This is a genomic window from Amycolatopsis sp. NPDC051371 (assembly GCF_040682155.1).
GTDB lineage: Bacteria > Actinomycetota > Actinomycetes > Mycobacteriales > Pseudonocardiaceae > Amycolatopsis.
Genome location: NZ_JBFBAG010000011.1, coordinates 1 through 17,887, shown reverse-complemented (window position 1 = coordinate 17,887; position 17,887 = coordinate 1). Strand labels below are relative to the sequence as shown.

Below are 17,887 nucleotides of genomic sequence, written 5' to 3'. Positions count from 1 at the left end.
GTCGGGGATTCAGGCACCGGTCGCGGCGGCGACCAGGCGGGACGTCGAATAGCCCGGGACGGTCGGGACGAGCACGACTTCACCGCCGTGTCGTTCGACGGCTTCGCGTTCGGGGAGGTCCGCTTGCGCGTAGTCGCCGCCCTTGACCCACACGTGCGGGCGCAGCCGCTCCAGCACGGCGGTGGGGGAGGCCTCGTCGAACACGGCGACCGCGTCCACAAAGGACAAAGCGGTCAGCAGTCGCGCCCGGTCGCGGTCCCGCACCAGTGGCCGGCCCGGCCCCTTGAGAGCCCGCACCGACGCGTCGGAGTTCAAGCAGACGACGAGCGCGTCGCCGAGGGCGCGCGCCTGCCGCAGGAGGCTGACGTGCCCGGGGTGCAGCAGGTCGAAGCAGCCGCCGGTGGCGATCAGGCGGCCACCGCGCTCCCGGACGCGCTCGGCGAGACCGAAGGCGTCGGTGGCCGGCTGCGGGTCCGCCACCGGACCGTCGTTCGTGGACAGTGCCGTGGCCCCGCCGGCGGCGACGAACCGGGCGGCCGCCTCGACCGCCGTCACCACGGCTTCCGTCGTGTCCGCGCCGTCGAGCAGCGCAGCCGTGGCGGCCGCGGCGAACCGGTCGCCCGCGCCGCACGTGTCGGGCGCGGTGTACCCCGACACCCGCGCCGCGGACGGGACCGGCACGGTCGTTTCGCCGAGGCCGTCGGCGAGCACGGCGCCGCGCCCGCCGACGGTGACGGCGACCGCGTCGGCGCGCCAGTGCCCGCGCAGGAGCTTGGCCAGCTCGGCCGGCTCCTCGTGCCCGGCGAGCACCGCGCGCGCCTCGGCGAGGTTCGGGGTGACCAGCCGGGCGCCCGGCACCGGCTGGGCGCCACGCGGGTGCGGGTCCCAGACCACGGGGATCCGTTCCGCCAGCCGGCACAGGAGCCGCCGGACGTCCGGGTTGCGCGTCAGGCCGCGCCCGTAGTCGGCGACGAGGATCGCGCCGGCTCCTTCGAGGATCTCACGCACGCCGGCCGGCAGCGGGCCGGCGGTGGCGGTGCCGTCGCCGGAGTCCAGGCGCAGCAACGACTGCCCGCCCGCGCGGATGCGGGTCTTGCACACCGTCGTGCCGCGCAGGGGCAGGGGTGCGACGGTGACGTCCGGTTCGAGCAGCCCGGTGAGCGCGTGCCCGCCTTCGTCGTCCCCGAGGGGCGTGACCAGCACGACCTCGGCCGCGGACCGCGCGGCCAGCAGGGCGGCGAGGCCGGCGCCACCCGGGCGCCGCCGCCGGGCGGTCAGGTCGACCACCGGCACCGGCGCCTCCGGGCACAGCCGGTCCGCGGTGCCTTCTGCGTCGACGTCGAGCAGCGTGTCGCCGAGGACGACGAGCGGCTTCACGCGGTCACCCCGAGCGCGTCGTCGAGCGCCGCGCACAGGCCGTGCACCAGCACCAGGTGCATCTCCTGCACGGTCGCGACGGTCGGCGCTTCGATCGTGACCGCGTCGTCGCACAACGCGGCGAGGGGGTTCGGGGCGGGCCCGGTCAGCGCCCACGTCGTGACACCCAGCTCGTGCGCGGCCTTCGCGGCGGCGACGACGTTCTGGCTGCCGCCGCTGGTGGACAGGCAGACCAGGACGTCCCCCGGCCGGCCGTGCGCCTGCACCTGGCGGGCGAAGACCTCGTGGTCGCCGTAGTCGTTGACGATGGCCGTGGTCGCGGAGGTGTCCGCGTGCAGCGCGATCGCCGAGAGCGGCCGCCGTTCGTGGCGGAACCGGCCGACGAGCTCGCCGGTCAGGTGCTGGGCTTCGGCCGCGCTGCCGCCGTTGCCGCAGGCGAGCAACCGGCCGCCGGCTTCGAACACGGTCGCCAGGTGCCGGCCCCAAGCGGTGATCTTGGGGGCGGATTCGCGGGTCCGCCGGGCGGCCTCGGCAAGAGCGGCGAGATGGTCTTCCATCACGGCACCTCCTTCTCCTCCGGCGACGCCGCGCCGGCTCGTGTCGGACGAGGACGCCGGAGCACGAACGGCCCCAGCGCGAGCAGGTCGATCGGCGCGGAGCCGAAGCACTCCAGCGCGTCGCGGGGCGAGTCGACCATCGGCCGGCCCGCGGTGTTGAGGCTGGTGTTGACCACGACCGGCAGGCCGGTGCGCCGTTCGAACCCGGCGAGCATCCGGGCCAGCACGGGGTTGTCCCGGTCGTCGACGGTCTGGACGCGGGCGGTGCCGTCGACGTGGGTGACGGCCGGGATGCGGTCCCGCCAGTCCGCCGCGACGTCGTGCACGAACAGCATGTACGGGCTGGGAAGCGGTCCGCGGGTGAAGATCTCGGCCGCCCGCTCGGCCCGCACCATCGGCGCCACCGGGCGGAACTGCTCGCGCCCCTTGACGTCGTTGAGCCGCTCGAGGTTCGCCTTGCGGCCCGGGTGGGCCAGCAGCGACCGGTGCCCGAGCGCCCGCGGCCCGAACTCGGCGCGGCCCTGGAACCAGGCCACCACGTCGTCGTTCGCCAGCGCTTCGGCCACGGCTTCGGCGAGATCGTCCGGACGCTCGTACGGCAGCTTCGCCTTGACGAGGATCTCCTCGAGTTCCTCGTCCGTCCATTCGCGCCCCAGGCCGGCGTCGCCCATCGGTGCGCCGCGCTCCCCGGACTCGGCGGCGAGCTGCAGGGCCGCACCGAGCGCCGTGCCCGCGTCACCCGCCGCGGGCTGTACCCAGAGCCGGTCGAACGGGCCTTCGGCGTGCAGGCGGGAGTTGGCGACGCAGTTGAGCGCGATCCCGCCCGCCAGCGCCAGGTCGCGCTGGCCGGTGCGTTCGTGCAGCCAGTCCGTCAGCTCCAGCAAGATGTCCTCGAGGACTTTCTGGACACTCGCGGCGAGATCGGCGTGGCGTCGGGTGAGCTCCTCGCCGGCCCCCCGGGGCGGGGCCAGCGCCGCCAGGTCGACGCCGGTGGCCCGGAAGCCGCCGTCCCCGGTGACGTGGACGTGCTCGCAGAGTTCGTCGAGGTACTCGGGCTTGCCGTAGGAGGCCAGCGCCATCACCTTGTACTCGTCGCTGGAGCGGGCGAAGCCGAGGTGCTCGGTCAGGTCTTCGTAGAGCAGGCCGAGCGAATGCGGGAGCCGTTGTGCGGCCAGCTCCTTGAACCGGCCGTCGCGGTACTCACCGGCCAGATAGGACGTGCTCTCGCCGCGTCCGTCGGCGACGAGCACGGCGCAGTCCCCGAACGGCGCGGCGAGCGCGGCCGACGCGGCGTGCGCGACGTGGTGGCGCACGAACCGGACGATGCCGGGGTCCAAACCGGGCAGAGCGGACTTGAGGAACAGCGGGGCCCGTTTCGCGAACTCCGTCCGCAGTTCCTCGCCGCTCGGGTCGTGGCCGGGCAGGCCGGCTTCGACCAGCGCGGGGTCGTAGGAATATCCGACGGCGTCGAGGTCCTTCGCGGACAGTCCGGCCTGTTCGAGGCACCAGGCCGCGGCCTGCGCGGGCTGTTCCCAGGTGGAGAACGGGACCGCTTGCTTGCCGTGCTTGCGGCGGCTGAAGCGTTCTTCTTCGGCTGCGGCGACGATCTCACCGTCCACGACCAGCGCGGCGGCCGGATCGTGGAAAACGGCGTTGATCCCGAGGATGCGCATCGACCTGCCTCTGGCGTTCCGGGGTGCGGGCGCTTCGGGCCCGCTCTCACCTATAGCGCTACCCCGCGAAGTCACTCATAAACGATTGCGGGCGAAAGCCCTGGGCGTCGCTACTCAGCGCAGTGGCGCACGGCGGAACCACGCCGCGGTGCGACGGAGACCGTCGTCGGCGTCGATCTTCGGTTCCCACCCCAGGACGTCCCGCGCGAGCGAAATGTCGGGGCAGCGGCGCTGCGGATCGTCGACGACGGCGTCGATGTCCTCGATGGGCGAATCGGAGCCGGTGATCTCCTTGATCCGCTCGGCGACCTGCCGGACGGTCAGCTCGTGCGGGTTGCCGATGTTCACCGGCCCGGGGTGGTCCGACCGCGCGAGGTCCAGGAGACCGCGGACGGTGTCCTCGACGTAGCAGATGGACCGCGTCTGCTCGCCGGTCCCGGTGACCGTGATGGGCTCGCCCTTGAGGGCCTGGTCGAGGAACGCCGGGATCATCCGGCCGTCGTGGGCGCGCATGCCCGGGCCGTAGGTGTTGAAGATCCGCGCGATACCGGTGTCGACGCGGTGTTCGCGGCGGTAGGCGGACGTCAGGGCTTCGGCGTAGCGCTTGGCCTCGTCGTAGACGCTGCGCGGCCCGATCGGGTTGACGTTGCCCCAGTACTCTTCGCGCTGCGGGTGTTCCAGGGGATCGCCGTACACCTCGCTGGTGGACGCGAGCACGAACCGGGCGCCGTCGCGGCGGGCGAGGTCGAGCGCGTGCTCGGTGCCGTGCGAGCCGGCGCGCAGCGTCTCGATCGGCAGGGCGAGGTAATCGCGCGGGGACGCGGCGGAGGCCAGGTGGAACACGACGTCGGCGTGGCAGTTCAGCGGCATCGGCTGCGTGACGTCGTGGCGCACGAACCGGAACCGGTCGTGGCGGCGCAGGGCGTCCAGGGTGTCCGCCGAGGACGTCGCGAGGTTGTCGACGGCGATCACTTCGACGTCTTCGGCGAGCAGCAGCTCGCACAGGTGCGCACCGACGAAACCGGCGCCCCCGGTCACCACCGCACGCTCGAACCGCCTGGTCGCTCCCGCTTTCGTCATGCCGATCCGGCTACCCGGCCCCCGTGCCGGCAAACCCGTTTAGGCCCCGGCACACGGGTACCCGGCCGGGCATGCGAGTTCTGCTCACCGGCTGGGCCGGTTTCCTGCACGGCGAAGCGACGGCAGGGGACGTCCTCAGCCTCCGCGCGGCCGGCGCCGCGCTGACCGCGGCGGGCATCGACCACCACGTCGCCTGGAGCCCGCGCTTCCGGCCCGGTGCCCGCCACCTGCCCGGCGCGCCGCCGGAGGACTACACCCACGTCGTGTTCGTTTGCGGCCCGCTGCACGGGCCGCAGGTGCGCGCGCTGCACGAGCGGTACGCGGCCTGCCGGCGGATCGCGATCGGCGTGTCTGTGCCCGACCCCGGCGACCCGGCGGTGACCGGGTTCCACCGGGTCTTCCCGCGCGACGGCGGCGGTACCGCGGAACCCGATCTCTCCCTGGCGGCGGCCGTTTCCCGGGTTCCGGTGCTGGGCGTGGTCCTCGCATCGCACCAGCCCGAGTACGGCGGTGCGGGACGGCACGACGAGGTCCACGACGTGCTGACCGGCTGGGTCGCCGCCCTGGACTGCGCGCGGGTGCCGCTGGACACTCGGCTGGCGCACGAGGACTGGCAGCGGTGCGCCACGCCGGACCAGTTCGTCTCGCTGGTGTCCACGATGGACGCCATGGTGACCACGCGGCTGCACGGTCTCGTGCTCGGGCTGAAGGCCGGGGTGCCGGTGGTCGCCGTCGACCCCGTGGCCGGCGGTGGCAAGGTGACCGCGCAGGCCGGAGCGCTAGGCTGGCCGGTCGTCGCGGCCGAAGACGCCGGAGACTCCGCCCTGCTCGATGCCCGCCTGAAGTGGTGCCTGTCCACCGCAGCCGTGCCTTCGGCGCCGTCTGTGCCCTCCTTGGCCGGACTGGTCGACGAGCTGGCGGGCTCGCGGTGAGCGCGCGCACGACCGTCGTCATCGCCACCCGCAACCGCGCCGGCGAACTGGCGCGCACCTTGGCTCGGTTGTCCTCTTTGGACCCGCAACCGCCGGTCGTGGTGCTGGACAACGCTTCCGGGGACGCCACGGCCGACGTCGCCGGGCGCTTCCCCGGCGTCCGGCTGATCCGGCTGCCGGAGAACCTCGGTGCCGCCGCGCGCACGCTCGGGGTGCTCGTCGCCGAAACGCCGTACGTGGCCTTCAGCGACGACGACTCGTGGTGGGCGCCCGGCGCGCTCGCCGAGGCCGAGCGGATCTTCGACGAGCACCCGCGGACCGGCCTCCTCGCCGCGCGCACCCTCGTCGGCCCGGAATGCCGCGACGACCCGGTGACGCCCGAGATGGAGAGCAGCCCGCTGGGCCGCCCGGACGGCGCGCCCGGGCCCCTGGTCCTCGGTTTTCTGGCCTGCTCCGCGATCGTCCGCCGCACGGCGTACCTGCAGGTGGGCGGCTTCAGCCCGCTGCTGCACTTCGGTGCCGAGGAGCAACTGCTCGCCTACGACCTGACCGCGCGCGGCTGGGACGTCTGCTACGTCGGGAGCCTGCGCGCCCACCACCACCCGTCGGCGTCGCGGCCACCGTCGTCCTGGCGCCGCCGCGCCGAACTGCGCAACCGGCTGCTCATCGCGGTCCTGCGCCGGCCACCGCGCGTCTGCCGCCGGGAGGTCGCCCGGACGCTCGTCACCGCCCCGCGTGCCGTGCTCGGCGCGGTGCCGCGGCTACCGCGGGCACTGAGCTCTCGCCGCTTGCTGCCCGACCACGTCGAAAACCAGGCCCGGACACTGGAAAGGACCGCCGAATGGCGCGAATCTCGGTCGTGATCATCACCTGCAACCGGCGCCCGCAGCTGCGGGAAACCCTGTCCCACATGACTTCCCTGCCGGACGACCCGCCGATCTTCGTCGCCGACAACGCGTCCGAGGACGGCACGGCCGACATGGTGGCCCGGGAGTTCCCCGGCGTCCGGCTGTTCCGGCTGGGGGAGAACCTCGGCGCGGTGGCGCGCAACGTCGCCGTCGACGAGGTGACGACCCCTTACGTCGCGTTCTGCGACGACGACACGACCTGGCAGCCGGGTGCGCTGACCCGGGCGGCGGACCTCCTGGACGCCCATCCCGGCCTCGGCTCGGTGACGGGCCGCTGCCTGGTCGAGCCCGGCCTGGCCGAGGACCCGATCACGCCGGAGCTGCGCGACTCGCCGGTGCCGGGCCCTTCGTGGCTGCCCGGACCGGCGCTCCTGGGCATCATGGCCGGGCTGACGGCGGTGCGCGTCAGCGCGTTCCGCGAGGTGGGCGGCTTCTCGACCCGGATGTGGCTCGGCGGCGAGGAGGAGCTGTTCGCGCTGGACCTCGCCGCGCGCGGCTGGTGGATGTGCTGGGCCGAGGACGTCGTGGTCCACCACGCGCCGTCGAAGCTGCGCGATCCGCGGCACCGGCGTCGCCTGGGGATCCGCAACACGCTGTGGACGCTGCTGCTGCGCCGCCCGTGGCCGGCGGTCTTCCGCCGCGGCCGGGACGTCCTGCGCACGGCCCCGCGCGACCGGGCGACGGCGGCGGCTCTCTGGGACGTGCTGCGCGGCCTGCCGTGGGTGCTCGTCGGCCGCCGGGTGGTCCCGCCGCACGTCGAGCACGGGCTGCGCCTGCTGGAAGAACCTCAGCGGAACTCCGTGGCCCGGCGTTACGTCGGCTGATTGCCTCGAAGGCCACCATCTGGGCATCCAGTGCCCTGATAGTGGCCTTCAGAGGCGTTCGGTCAGCGGGCCTCGGCCGTCACCGCGCCTTCCGGAACCAGCTTGTGGTACGCGCGCAGCGTGTCGGCCGCGACGCGGTCCCACGAGTAGCGGGCCGTCGCGCGGTCGTGGCCCGCGGTGCCGTACGCGTGGCAGAGGGCCGGGTCGTCGAGCAGCCGGCGGACCCGCGAGGCGAGCTCCTTCGGCTGCCGCGGCCGGACCAGCAGCCCCGTGACGCCGTCGACGACCGTGTCGGTGAGCCCGCCCACCGCGGCCGCGACGACCGGGACCCCGCAGGCCATCGCCTCCAGCGGCACGATCCCGAACGGCTCGTACCACGGCGTGCACACGACGGCGTCGGCCGAGCGCAGCAGGGCGGGCATGTCCTCGCGGGACACCTGGCCGGGCCATTGGACGCGGTCACCGACGCGCAGCCGGGCGGCCAGGTCCCGCAACCGCTTCGCCTCGGGGTCCTGCGACAGCCGGCCACGCTCGGGGCCACCCGCGATGACCAGCTCGGTGTGCGGGAGCTGGGCGAGCGCGGTGATCGCGATGTCGAACCCCTTGCGCGGCACCAGCCGGCCCACGGCGACCAGGCGGTGGCGTTCGCGGCGGCGGGCCACCGGCCCTTCGGTGGTGAACCGCCCGAGGTCGACGCCGCAGGGCACGATCGAGATCCGCGACCGCGGCACGCCGAGGCGCGACAGCTCGAACACCTCGTCGGAGCAGGTGGCGAGCACGCGTCCGGCCTGACGGCCGATCATCCGCTCCAGCCGGATCCGGTCGGCCGGGCTGGTGTCCTGCTCGCCCTGGTACCGCTTCTTGACCGCCCCGAGGGCGTGGAAGGTCTGGACGACCGGGGTCCCGGTCGCGCTCGCCGCGAGGACGGTCGCGAGGCCGGACATCCAGAAGTGCGCGTGCGCCACGTCCGGCCGGTCGGTGGCCCAGCGGTCCTGCAGGAACCTGCCGAACTCGCCCATGTAGGGCAGGAGGCGGTCCTTCGGTTCCTTCCGCGACGGCCCGGCGGGGACGTGCACGACGGCGTACCCGTGCGGCGTCCGGACCTGCGGCGGCTCGTCGCGGCTCTCCCGGCGCGTGTAGACGGTGACGTCGTGGCCGGCGCGCGTGAGGGCCGCGGACAGCTCCGCGACGTGCACGTTCTGCCCGCCCGCGTCGGCCTCGCCCAGTACGGCCAGGGGGTTGGCGTGCTCGGACACCATCGCGATCTTCATCGGTGGGTCTTCCCTTCGGGGTTCAGCGGACCGTTTCGGCGAGGAGGTGGTCCCAAGTGGTGAGGAAGGCGTCCAGCCCGTGTTTTTTCAGGGCGTGTTCGCGGGCGTTCTTGCCGGCGAGCGCGGCGAAGTCGGGTTCGTGCACCAGCTCGCGGAAACCCCGGGCCAGCACGGAGACGTCGGTGGAGAGCACGCCCGCGTCGGCCGGCACGGCCTCGATCGCCTCGGTGGCGGCGAAGACGACCACCGGCATCCCCAGGTGCATCGCTTCCAGGAGGGACAGCCCGAGCGACGTCCACCGGGCGGTGTGCAGGTAGACGCGGCGGCGGGCGATCTCGTCGTGCAATGCCGGTGCGGGGACGTCGCCCCGGCCGCCGACCTCGTCCGTCCCGATGCCGAAGAGGTCCACCGGGGCGGCTTCGGAGAGCGTTTCGAGCAGGTCCGCACCGGTGACGCGGCGCCGGCGCACCGGCTCGTTGATCATCGACACGCCGGCGGCGAGCTCGCCGGTGTAGCGCGCGCCCGGGTCGGGGATGCCGTGCGGGACGACCGTCGTGGGGGCGCGGCCGCAGTCCCACATCGCCTGGTTGAAGTGGGTGACGTGCGCGACGGTGATGTCGGACCGCGTCGCCAGGGGGTGCTCGCTCGACGCCGCGTACGGCCGTGGCGCGTTGTGTTCCACGTAGACGGCCGGCACGCCCAGCGGCGCGACGAGGTCGAACTCTTCCGGGCGCTGCACGACGACGACGTCCGGCTCGACGTCGGCCAGGCGGTCGAGCGGCACCTCGGTGGCCGACGGCCAGTCCCGGCCCGCCTTCCCGAGCCCCCAGGGCGCGCCGTCGGAGGACACCGGTAAGAAGTACTGGTGGCGGCCGCGGACGAACGCGTCCGTCCACGAGCCGTGCACGTGCCAGAGCAGTACTCTCAGGCGCCGGGATCCGGGATGGGTCATGGCCCTCTGGTTTCCCGGAGAACGCCTGTTAAACGTGCCCCCCGACGGGGTACCCGGCTCGCGGCGGTCGCGTCTACGAAGGGACGGCTTTTCATGCGGTTCACCCCACGGGGTACCCGGTTCTTCGACCTGCTCACCGACGCGGCGAGAAACCTGGTGACCGCCACCGCGGTGCTGCGCGACCTCATCGCCGCCGACCCAGCCGACCGGGAGCCGCTCGCCAAGCGCCTGCACGAGGTCGAACACCACGGCGACGAGCTGATGCACACGATCATGGTGGAGCTGAACAGCTCGTTCGTGACGCCGTTCGACCGCGAGGACATCCAGGCGCTGGCCGGGAAGATCGACGACGTGCTCGACTTCATGGACACCGCGGCCGACTTGGCCGTGCTGTACCGGCTCGAGGCCTTCCCGCCGGGTACCGACGTGCTGGTCCGGGTGCTGTGCCGCTGCGCCGACCTGACCGCGTCGTCGATGCCGGGCCTGGCCAAGGTGGGCGAGCTCGAGCCGTACTGGATCGAGATCAACGAGCTGGAGAACGAAGCCGACCGGGTCTACCGGCGGATCCTCGCGCACCTGTTCGAGCCGGGCGGGGACGCCCTGGAGGTGCTCAAGACCAAGGAGGTCGTCGAGCAGTTCGAGCTGGCGGCCGACGCGTTCGAGCACGTCGCCGACGTGGTGCAGACCATCGCCGTCAAGGAGTCGTGAGTGACGGGCACCGCCGCCCTGGTCGTCGTCATCGTCCTGACGCTCTTCTTCGACTACACCAACGGGTTCCACGACGCGGCGAACGCGATCGCGAGCGCGGTGTCGACGCGGGCGCTGACCCTGCGCGCGGCGCTGCTGCTGGCGGCGGTGATGAACCTGGCGGGTGCGCTGCTGTCCACCGGCATCGCCGCGACGGTGGCCAAGGGCATCATCGACGTCCCGGCCGGCCCGGACGCGCTGACGGTCGTCTTCGCCGCACTAGCCGGGGCGATCACCTGGAACCTGATCACCTGGTACTTCGGGCTGCCGTCGTCGTCCTCGCACTCGCTGATCGGCGGGATGGTGGGCGCGGCGCTGGCCGCGGCGAGCACCGTGCACTGGGCCGGGATCGGGGAGAAGGTGCTGATCCCGATGGTGGCGTCGCCGCTGATCGGGCTGGGTCTCGGCTACTTCGCGATGGTCGCGGCGCTGTGGCTGCTGCGCCGAGCGAACCCGCACCGCAGCGGCCGGGTGTTCCGCCGGTTCCAGATCCTCTCGGCGTCCGCGCTCGCCCTCGGCCACGGTCTCCAGGACGCCCAGAAGGGCATGGGCGTGATCGTCCTGGCGCTGGTGGCGGCGGGGGAGCAGAAGACGTTCGACGTACCGTTGTGGGCGACGCTGCTGTGCGCGGCGGCCTTGTCGCTGGGCACCTATTCGGGTGGTCTCCGGATCATGCGGACCCTCGGGCGGCGGGTGTTCCCGCTGGACCCGCCCCACGGTTTCGTCGCGGAGTCGGTGGCGTCGTCGGTGCTGTACGTGACGGCGTTCGCGGTGAAGGCCCCGATCTCGACGACCCACGTGATCACGGCGGCGATCATGGGCGTCGGCGCGACGCGACGGCTGTCGGCGGTGCGGTGGGGGATCGCGCGGGACATCGTGCTGGGGTGGGTGTTGACGTTCCCGGCCGCGGCGGCGGTCGCGGCGGCGGTGTACCTGGTGGCGGACGCGCTCACCTGAGCGCCACCCGCCTGCTCACCTCAGCCGCGTTTGCCCGACCCGCCTGCGGGAAACCGGGACCCGAAGCCCCCACGGGACCCGAACGCGGAAAGGGAGAGCCATGAAGGCAGTGACCTGGCACGGCAAGCGCGACGTCCGCGTCGAGGAAGTACCGGACCCCAAGATCGAGGAGTCCACCGACGCCGTCATCCGCGTCACCTCGACCGGGATCTGCGGCTCCGACCTGCACCTGTACGAAGTGCTCGGCGCGTTCATGACCGAGGGCGACATCCTCGGCCACGAGCCGATGGGGATCGTCGAAGAGGTCGGGGACGCCGTCACCGGGATCAAGCCCGGCGACCGCGTCGTGATCCCGTTCAACATCTCCTGCGGCCACTGCTGGATGTGCGAACGCGGCCTGCAGTCGCAGTGCGAGACCACCCAGGTCAAGGAGCAGGGCAAGGGCGCCGCGCTGCTCGGCTACACCAAGCTCTACGGCCAGGTCCCCGGCGGCCAGGCCGAGTACCTGCGCGTCCCGCAGGCCCAGTACGGCCCGATCAAGGTGCCGGAGGGCCCGCCGGACGAGCGGTTCGTCTACCTCTCCGACGTCGTGCCCACCGCATGGCAGGCCGTCGAGTACGCGAACGTCCCGAAGGACGGCACCGTCGTCGTCTTCGGGCTCGGGCCGATCGGGCAGATGTGCTGCCGCATCGCGCGGCACCGCGGGGCCGCCCAGGTGATCGGCGTCGACCTCGTGCCCGAGCGGCTCGCCCGGGCCCGCGAGCACGGCGCCACCGCCCTCGACACGCGCGACCACAAGGACATCGGCGACGCCATCCGCCAGCTGACCAACGGCCGCGGCGCGGACTCGGTCATCGACGCCGTCGGCATGGAGGCCCACGGCGCCCCGGTCGGCAAGCTCGCGCACAACCTCGTCAACCTGCTCCCGCAGCAGCTCGGCGCCAAGATCACCGAGAAGGCCGGCATCGACCGCATGAGCGTGCTGTACGCGGCCATCGACAGCGTCCGCCGCGGCGGCACGATCTCGCTGTCCGGCGTCTACGGCGGCATGGTCGACCCGATGCCGATGATGGAGCTGTTCGACAAGCAGATCCAGCTGCGGATGGGCCAGGCCAACGTCCGGCACTGGCTCGACGACATCATGCCGGTGCTGACCGCCGACGGCGACCCGCTCGGCGTCGAGGGCTTCGCCACGCACAAGCTGCCGCTGGCCGACGCGCCCCGCGCGTACGAGATCTTCCAGAAGAAGCTCGACGGCGCCCAGAAGATCCTGCTGCAGCCCACCAAGTAATCCCCGGGAGGAATCTGCCGTTGCGAGCCGTCACCTCGCTGCCGTACGAAATCACCGAGACCGACCACGTCCGGATCCCGGTGTCCGACGGAACCGTCCTGTCCGCCCGCATCTGGCGGCCGGTTTCGTCGGACACCCAGCCGGTACCGGCGATCCTCGAGTACATCCCCTACCGCAAGCGGGACCTCACCGCGCCCCGTGACTCGATCCACCACCCTTACCTCGCCGGGCACGGGTATGCCTGCGTGCGCGTGGACATCCGCGGCACCGGCGAGTCCGAGGGGATCCTGGAAGACGAGTACCTCGAACGCGAGCAGCTCGACGCCGAAGAGGTGCTGGAGTGGATCGCCGCGCAGCCGTGGTGCACCGGCGACACCGGGATGATGGGGATCTCGTGGGGTGCGTTCGCCGCCCTCCAGGTCGCGGCGCGGAAACCGCCGAGCCTGCGGGCGATCGTGATCTCGTCGTTCACCGACGACCGGTTCGCCGACGACATGCACTACATGGGCGGCTGCCTGCTCTCGGACAACGTCGCCGAGTCCGGCACCATGTTCGCCTACGCCACGCTGCCGCCGGATCCGGCGGTCGTCGGCGAGCGGTGGCGCGACATGTGGCGGGAGCGGCTGGAGAACTGCAGCCTGTGGATCGAGAACTGGCTCGGCCACCAGCGCCGGGACGACTACTGGCGGCACGCGTCGGTCTGCGGGAACTACAGCGACGTCCAGGTGCCGGTGCTCGCCTCGAGCGGCTGGGCCGACGGCTACTCCAACGCCGTCATCCGGCTGCTCGCCCACCTCGACGTCCCGCGGCGCGGCCTGATCGGGCCGTGGTCGCACAAGTACCCGCACCTCGGCGAGCCGGGCCCGGCCATCGGCTACCTCCAGGAAGTCGTGACGTGGTGGGACCACTGGCTCCGCGGCGCCGAGAACGAGGCCATGGACGGGCCGATGCTGCGGACGTGGATGCAGGAGAGCGTCCCGCCGTCGACGTCCTACGAGGACCGGCCCGGCCGATGGGTCGGGGAATCGACCTGGCCGTCGCCGCACGTGAAGCCGGCCGACCTGCCACTGGCGCCGCACCGCCTCGCGCAACCGGGCGAGGCGGTCGAGAACCACGCGCTGACGGTGTCCTCGCCGCTCTCGGTCGGGCAGTTCTCCGGCAAGTGGGCGTCCTACAGCGCTCCGCCGGACCTGCCCTACGACCAGCGCGAAGAGGACGGCGGGTCGCTCGTCTTCGACACGGACGTGCTCACCGAACGTTGCGAGATCCTCGGCTCGCCCAAGGTGCGGCTGGAGGTCTCGGCCGACCAGCCGGTCGCGATGATCGCGGCCCGGCTCTCCGACGTCGCGCCGGACGGGCGCGCCACGCGCGTCACCTACGGCCTGCTCAACCTGACCCACCGTGACGGGCACGACGAACCAGCGCCGATGAAGCCCGGTGAGCGCTGCGCGGTCGAGATCGAACTGAACGCCGTGGCGCAGGCTTTCCCGGCGGGGCACCGGATCCGGCTGTCACTGTCCACTTCGTACTGGCCGCTGGCCTGGCCGCCGCCGAAGCCCGTGCTGCTGTCCGTCCACACCGGACACAGCGCGCTGGAGCTGCCGGTGCGCCCGGTCTCCGAACCGGACGAGCTGCCGGCCCGGCCGTTCGGCGAACCCGAAGGCGCGCCGCCCATTTCGGTGACCCCGCTGACGCCGGGGGAGCAGCGCTGGACCGTCTCGCGGGACCTCGTCGACTACCACTCGGCGCTCGACATCGTGAAGAACGCCGGGACCGTGCGCTTCGACGACCTCGACCTCGAGGTCAGCCGCGACGTCCGGGAGCGCTACACCTGGGAGGCCGACGACTTCTGCTCGCCGGTCGCCGAGACCGAGTGGTCGGTCACGTTCGCCCGCGGCGAGTGGCTGGCGCGCAGCGAGACCCGCACCCGCGTGTCGTGCACGGCCACCGAGTTCGTCATCGACGCGCAGCTCGACGGCTACGACGGCGCCCGCCGGATCGTCTCCCGGAACTGGCACCGGAGGATTCCGCGGGACCTGGTCTGAGTTTCACCGTCGCGTGACGGGGTACGCACGGGGTGTGCGGATCGTGATCACCGGAGCCACCGGCAACGTCGGAACAGCGCTGCTGGACGCCCTCGAGCCGGGCCACGACGTGATCGGGCTGGCCCGGCGGCTGCCCGACACGACGGCCGAGCCCTACCGCGCCGCGGGCTGGCGTGCCGTCGACGTCGGCGAGCCCGGCGCGGACCGGGAGCTGACCGGGCTGTTCGAGGGCGCCGACGCCGTCATCCACCTCGCGTGGGCCATCTCACCGGTGCGCGGCGACCCGCCGATGTGGCGCACCAACGACCACGGGACCCGGCACGTCCTGTCCGCCGCCGCAGCCGCTCGGGTGCCGCACCTGGTCGTCGCGTCGTCCGTCGCCGCCTACGGGCCCGCGCCGCGGTGGGAGAAGGTGTCCGAAGCGCATCCGTGCAGCGGGATCGCGCACAGCGCCTACAGCCGGGGCAAGGCCGCGCTCGAGACCCTGCTCGACCGGTTCGAGGAGCGCCACCCGGAGGTCGGTGTCGCCCGGCTGCGGCCGTGCGCGATCCTGCACCGGCGTGCGGCGGGTGAGTTCGCGCGCTGGTTGCTCGGCCCGGTGGTGCCCGCCGGCCTCGTCGGCGGCCGCGCGCTGCCGGTTCCGCTGTGGACGGACCTGCGCGCGCAGATCGTGCACACCTCCGACGTCGCCGAGGCGATCCGGCTCGTCCTTGACGCCCGCTTCACCGGCCCGGTCAACCTCGCCGCGCCCGAGACGCTCGACGCCGACGCGTTGGCCGCGGTCCTCGGTGGTGCCCGCTTGCCGGTCCCGAAGCCGTTGGTGCAGGTCGCGGCCCGGGCCGCGTGGTGGACCGGCGCGCTGCCGCTGCACCCGGGCTGGCTCGAGCTCGCCGACCGGGCCGCGCTCGCCGACACGACGCTGGCGGAGACCGCGCTGGGCTGGCAACCTCGGTACGACGCCGCGTCCGCACTCACCGAGCTGGTCGCCGGGCTCCGGTCGGGTGCGGGGGCGGCGAGTGCGCCCTTGGCTCCGCCGCGCCGCGACGGGGCACTGGCCCGGCTCCGCTCCCTCACCCGGGTCGGGCCGAGCCACCAGTCGCAGTCCTGAGCTCCGGGAGGCCGCCAGTGAGTACCGAAGCCGTCGACGCCGTCGTGATCGGTGCCGGCCACAACGGCCTGGTGGCGGCGAACATCCTGGCGGACGCGGGCTGGTCGGTGCTCGTGCTGGAGGCCACGGATCACCCGGGCGGCGCGGTCCGGACCGCCGAGGTCACCGAGCCCGGCTTCCGCAACGACCTGTTCAGCGCCTTCTACCCGCTGACGGCGGTGTCCCCGGCGATCAAGAGCCTGCGGCTGGAGGAGCACGGCCTGCGCTGGCGGCACGCGCCCGACGTCCTCGCGCACGTGCTGCCCGACGACCGCAGCGTGGTGCTGTCCCGGGACGTCGACCGCACGGCGGCGTCGGTCGACGAGTTCGCGCCCGGCGACGGCGACGCGTGGCGCCGGTTGTTCGAGCAGTGGCGAGACATCCGCGAGCCGCTGCTGAACGCGTTGTTCACGCCGTTCCCGCCGGTCCGTCCGGCGCTGAAGCTGTTGCGCCGCACCGGCACGGCCGACGCGCTGCGCCTGGCGCGCATGCTGACGCTGCCGGCCCGCCGCTTCGGCGACGAGCTGTTCGCCGGTGAGGGCGCCCGGCTGCTGGTGGCGGGGAACTCCGCGCACAGCGACCTGTCCGTGGACAACGCGGGCAGCGCGGTCTTCGGCTGGCTGCTCGCGATGATCGGGCAGGACGAAGGGTTCCCGGTACCCGAAGGCGGTGCCGGCGAGCTGATCTCGGCGTTGGTGCGCCGGCTGGAATCCCGCGGCGGCAAGGTCCACTGTGGACGCCCGGTCCGGGAGATCCTCATCGGTGACGGACGCGCGCTGGGCGTACGGGACAGTTCCGGGTCTCCGGTGCGGGCCCTTCGGGCGGTGCTGGCCGACGTTCCCGCGCCGGTGCTGTACCGCAAGCTGGTGGGGGAAGAGTGGCTGCCGCCGCGGCTGGTCGAGGACCTCGGCAAGTTCGAATGGGACAGCGCGACGGTGAAGGTCGACTGGGCGCTCTCCGGCCCGATCCCGTGGACGGCTCCGGGTGCGCGCGGTGCCGGCACGATCCACCTCGGAACGGACCTGGACGGGCTGTCGGCGTTCGGCGGCGAACTGGCGCGCGGCCGGACCCCGCGCCGCCCGTTCCTGCTGCTCGGCCAGATGACGACGACCGACCCGACGCGTTCGCCGGCGGGTACGGAGGCGGCGTGGGCGTACACGCACGTGCCGCGCGGCACGATGGAGAACCGCGCGGCCCTGGAGCGGCGGGCCAAGCGCATGGAGGAGACGGTTGAGGCGAACGCGCCGGGGTTCACCAGCCTGATCAAGGCCCGGTACCTGCAGGGCCCGGCCGAGCTCGCCGACCACAACCCGGGGCTGGTGGGCGGCGCGATCAACGCGGGGACGACGGCGATCCACCAGCAGCTGTTCTTCCGGCCGGTGCCGAGCACGGGCCGGTCCGACACCCCGGTGGACCGGCTGTTCCTGGCGGGAGCATCGGCGCACCCGGGGGGCGCGGTGCACGGCGGGCCGGGGGCGAACGCGGCCCGGGCGGCGCTGGCTCGTGGTGGTCGGCTGGGTGGCGGGTATGCGGCGGTGATCCGGGCGGCCCACCGCGCGATCTACGGGTGATGCCGGTGTCTTGAATGAGTCTTTCAGGACCTGCGAGGTCCTGAAAGACTCATTCAAGGCAATCGGTGGGGCGGGAAGCGGCGCTCGCCTGCGGGCGAGCTTTTTCACCTGGGCGCGCGGGTTCGCCTCGCGCAGAGGTCTTGAATGAGTCATTCAGGACATCCGGCGACCTGGGCTTGCCCCGGTTTGGCAGACAGGGTTGATGAGTGGGGTCAGGCTACCTGAGCTGAGATAGCCGGCTGGCTGGTTGTTTCGTAGGCAGTGGGACTGAGGTAGCCGAGGCTGGAGTGCCGGCGGCGGGTGTTGTACCACCCTTCGACGTAGCCGAAGATCGCCTGGTGAGCCAGCGTTCTGGTGGGCCAGGACTGCCGGTCGAGCAGTTCGGTTTTGATGGTGGCGAAGAACGACTCCGCGACCGCGTTGTCCCAGCACTGACCTTTGCGGCCGACCGAAAGCCGCCCCCCGGCCTCGGCGGCGGTGCGGGCGAACTGAGCCGAGGTGTACTGACAACCCCGGTCGGAATGGAAGATCACCCCCGCAGCGGGACGGCGCTGG

The 17,887-nt window shown here is 72.9% G+C and carries 16 protein-coding genes; 9 read left to right on the top strand and 7 right to left on the bottom strand.

The window, feature by feature from the left end:
* Positions 1-9 precede the first annotated feature (9 nt).
* The 4 genes from AB0M59_RS15865 to AB0M59_RS15850 form a co-directional block, all read right to left on the bottom strand.
* Positions 10-1,377, bottom strand: coding sequence for a PfkB family carbohydrate kinase (locus AB0M59_RS15865; RefSeq protein WP_364614899.1), 1,368 nt, complete (start codon positions 1,375-1,377; stop codon positions 10-12).
* Positions 1,374-1,934, bottom strand: coding sequence for an SIS domain-containing protein (locus AB0M59_RS15860; RefSeq protein ID WP_364615477.1), 561 nt, complete (start codon positions 1,932-1,934; stop codon positions 1,374-1,376). The genes AB0M59_RS15865 and AB0M59_RS15860 overlap by 4 nt, the downstream gene beginning before the upstream one ends.
* Positions 1,934-3,607, bottom strand: a complete 1,674-nt coding sequence (locus AB0M59_RS15855; protein WP_364614896.1) for a carbamoyltransferase C-terminal domain-containing protein — start codon at positions 3,605-3,607, stop codon at positions 1,934-1,936. The genes AB0M59_RS15860 and AB0M59_RS15855 overlap by 1 nt, the downstream gene beginning before the upstream one ends.
* 114 nt (positions 3,608-3,721) lie before the next feature.
* On the bottom strand, positions 3,722-4,687 hold the full coding sequence (locus AB0M59_RS15850) for a UDP-glucuronic acid decarboxylase family protein (protein ID WP_364614893.1): 966 nt from the start codon (positions 4,685-4,687) through the stop codon (positions 3,722-3,724).
* A 71-nt stretch (positions 4,688-4,758) separates the two neighbouring features.
* On the opposite strand from AB0M59_RS15850, the gene AB0M59_RS15845 reads away from it, so the two are divergent.
* Genes AB0M59_RS15845 through AB0M59_RS15835 form a run of 3 tightly spaced genes read left to right on the top strand, consistent with a single transcriptional unit; the run spans position 4,759 to position 7,351 of the window.
* A complete protein-coding gene (locus tag AB0M59_RS15845; protein ID WP_364614890.1) occupies positions 4,759-5,619 on the top strand; it encodes a polysaccharide pyruvyl transferase family protein in 861 nt (286 codons plus the stop codon).
* Positions 5,616-6,482: a glycosyltransferase gene (locus AB0M59_RS15840; protein ID WP_364614887.1), complete on the top strand. Its 867-nt coding sequence runs from the start codon at positions 5,616-5,618 to the stop codon at positions 6,480-6,482. Before AB0M59_RS15845 ends, AB0M59_RS15840 begins: the two co-directional genes overlap by 4 nt.
* Positions 6,461-7,351 carry a glycosyltransferase gene (locus AB0M59_RS15835; RefSeq protein WP_364614884.1) on the top strand — a complete coding sequence of 297 codons (891 nt, stop codon included), beginning with the start codon at positions 6,461-6,463 and terminating at the stop codon, positions 7,349-7,351. The genes AB0M59_RS15840 and AB0M59_RS15835 overlap by 22 nt, the downstream gene beginning before the upstream one ends.
* Before the next feature lie 62 nt (positions 7,352-7,413).
* On the opposite strand, the gene AB0M59_RS15830 is transcribed toward AB0M59_RS15835, so the two are convergent.
* Complete coding sequence (locus AB0M59_RS15830) at positions 7,414-8,622, bottom strand: glycosyltransferase (RefSeq protein ID WP_364614881.1); 1,209 nt, start codon at positions 8,620-8,622, stop codon at positions 7,414-7,416.
* Between the two features lie 22 nt (positions 8,623-8,644).
* Positions 8,645-9,574, bottom strand: coding sequence for a glycosyltransferase (locus tag AB0M59_RS15825; protein WP_364614878.1), 930 nt, complete (start codon positions 9,572-9,574; stop codon positions 8,645-8,647).
* Between the two features lie 93 nt (positions 9,575-9,667).
* Between AB0M59_RS15825 and AB0M59_RS15820 the strand changes: the two genes are divergently transcribed.
* The 6 genes from AB0M59_RS15820 (at position 9,668) to AB0M59_RS15795 (ending at position 17,332) form a co-directional block, all read left to right on the top strand.
* Positions 9,668-10,282, top strand: a complete 615-nt coding sequence (locus tag AB0M59_RS15820; RefSeq protein ID WP_364614875.1) for a DUF47 family protein — start codon at positions 9,668-9,670, stop codon at positions 10,280-10,282.
* Entirely contained in the window at positions 10,283-11,278 is a 996-nt protein-coding gene (locus AB0M59_RS15815) for an inorganic phosphate transporter (protein ID WP_364614872.1), read from the top strand.
* Positions 11,279-11,378: 100 nt separating this feature from the next.
* On the top strand, positions 11,379-12,569 hold the full coding sequence (locus AB0M59_RS15810; protein ID WP_364614869.1) for a zinc-dependent alcohol dehydrogenase: 1,191 nt from the start codon (positions 11,379-11,381) through the stop codon (positions 12,567-12,569).
* A 20-nt stretch (positions 12,570-12,589) separates the two neighbouring features.
* Positions 12,590-14,614 carry a CocE/NonD family hydrolase gene (locus AB0M59_RS15805; RefSeq protein ID WP_364614866.1) on the top strand — a complete coding sequence of 675 codons (2,025 nt, stop codon included), beginning with the start codon at positions 12,590-12,592 and terminating at the stop codon, positions 14,612-14,614.
* 34 nt (positions 14,615-14,648) lie between these two features.
* The gene (locus AB0M59_RS15800) at positions 14,649-15,722 is read left to right on the top strand and encodes an NAD-dependent epimerase/dehydratase family protein (RefSeq protein WP_364614863.1); all 1,074 of its coding nucleotides are present in this window, start codon (positions 14,649-14,651) and stop codon (positions 15,720-15,722) included.
* Positions 15,723-15,739: 17 nt separating this feature from the next.
* Complete coding sequence (locus AB0M59_RS15795; RefSeq protein ID WP_364614860.1) at positions 15,740-17,332, top strand: NAD(P)/FAD-dependent oxidoreductase; 1,593 nt, start codon at positions 15,740-15,742, stop codon at positions 17,330-17,332.
* A 212-nt stretch (positions 17,333-17,544) separates the two neighbouring features.
* Here AB0M59_RS15795 and AB0M59_RS15790 read toward each other — a convergent pair.
* A partial coding sequence (locus tag AB0M59_RS15790; RefSeq protein WP_364614857.1) for an integrase core domain-containing protein occupies positions 17,545-17,887 on the bottom strand: 343 nt, incomplete at its 5' end.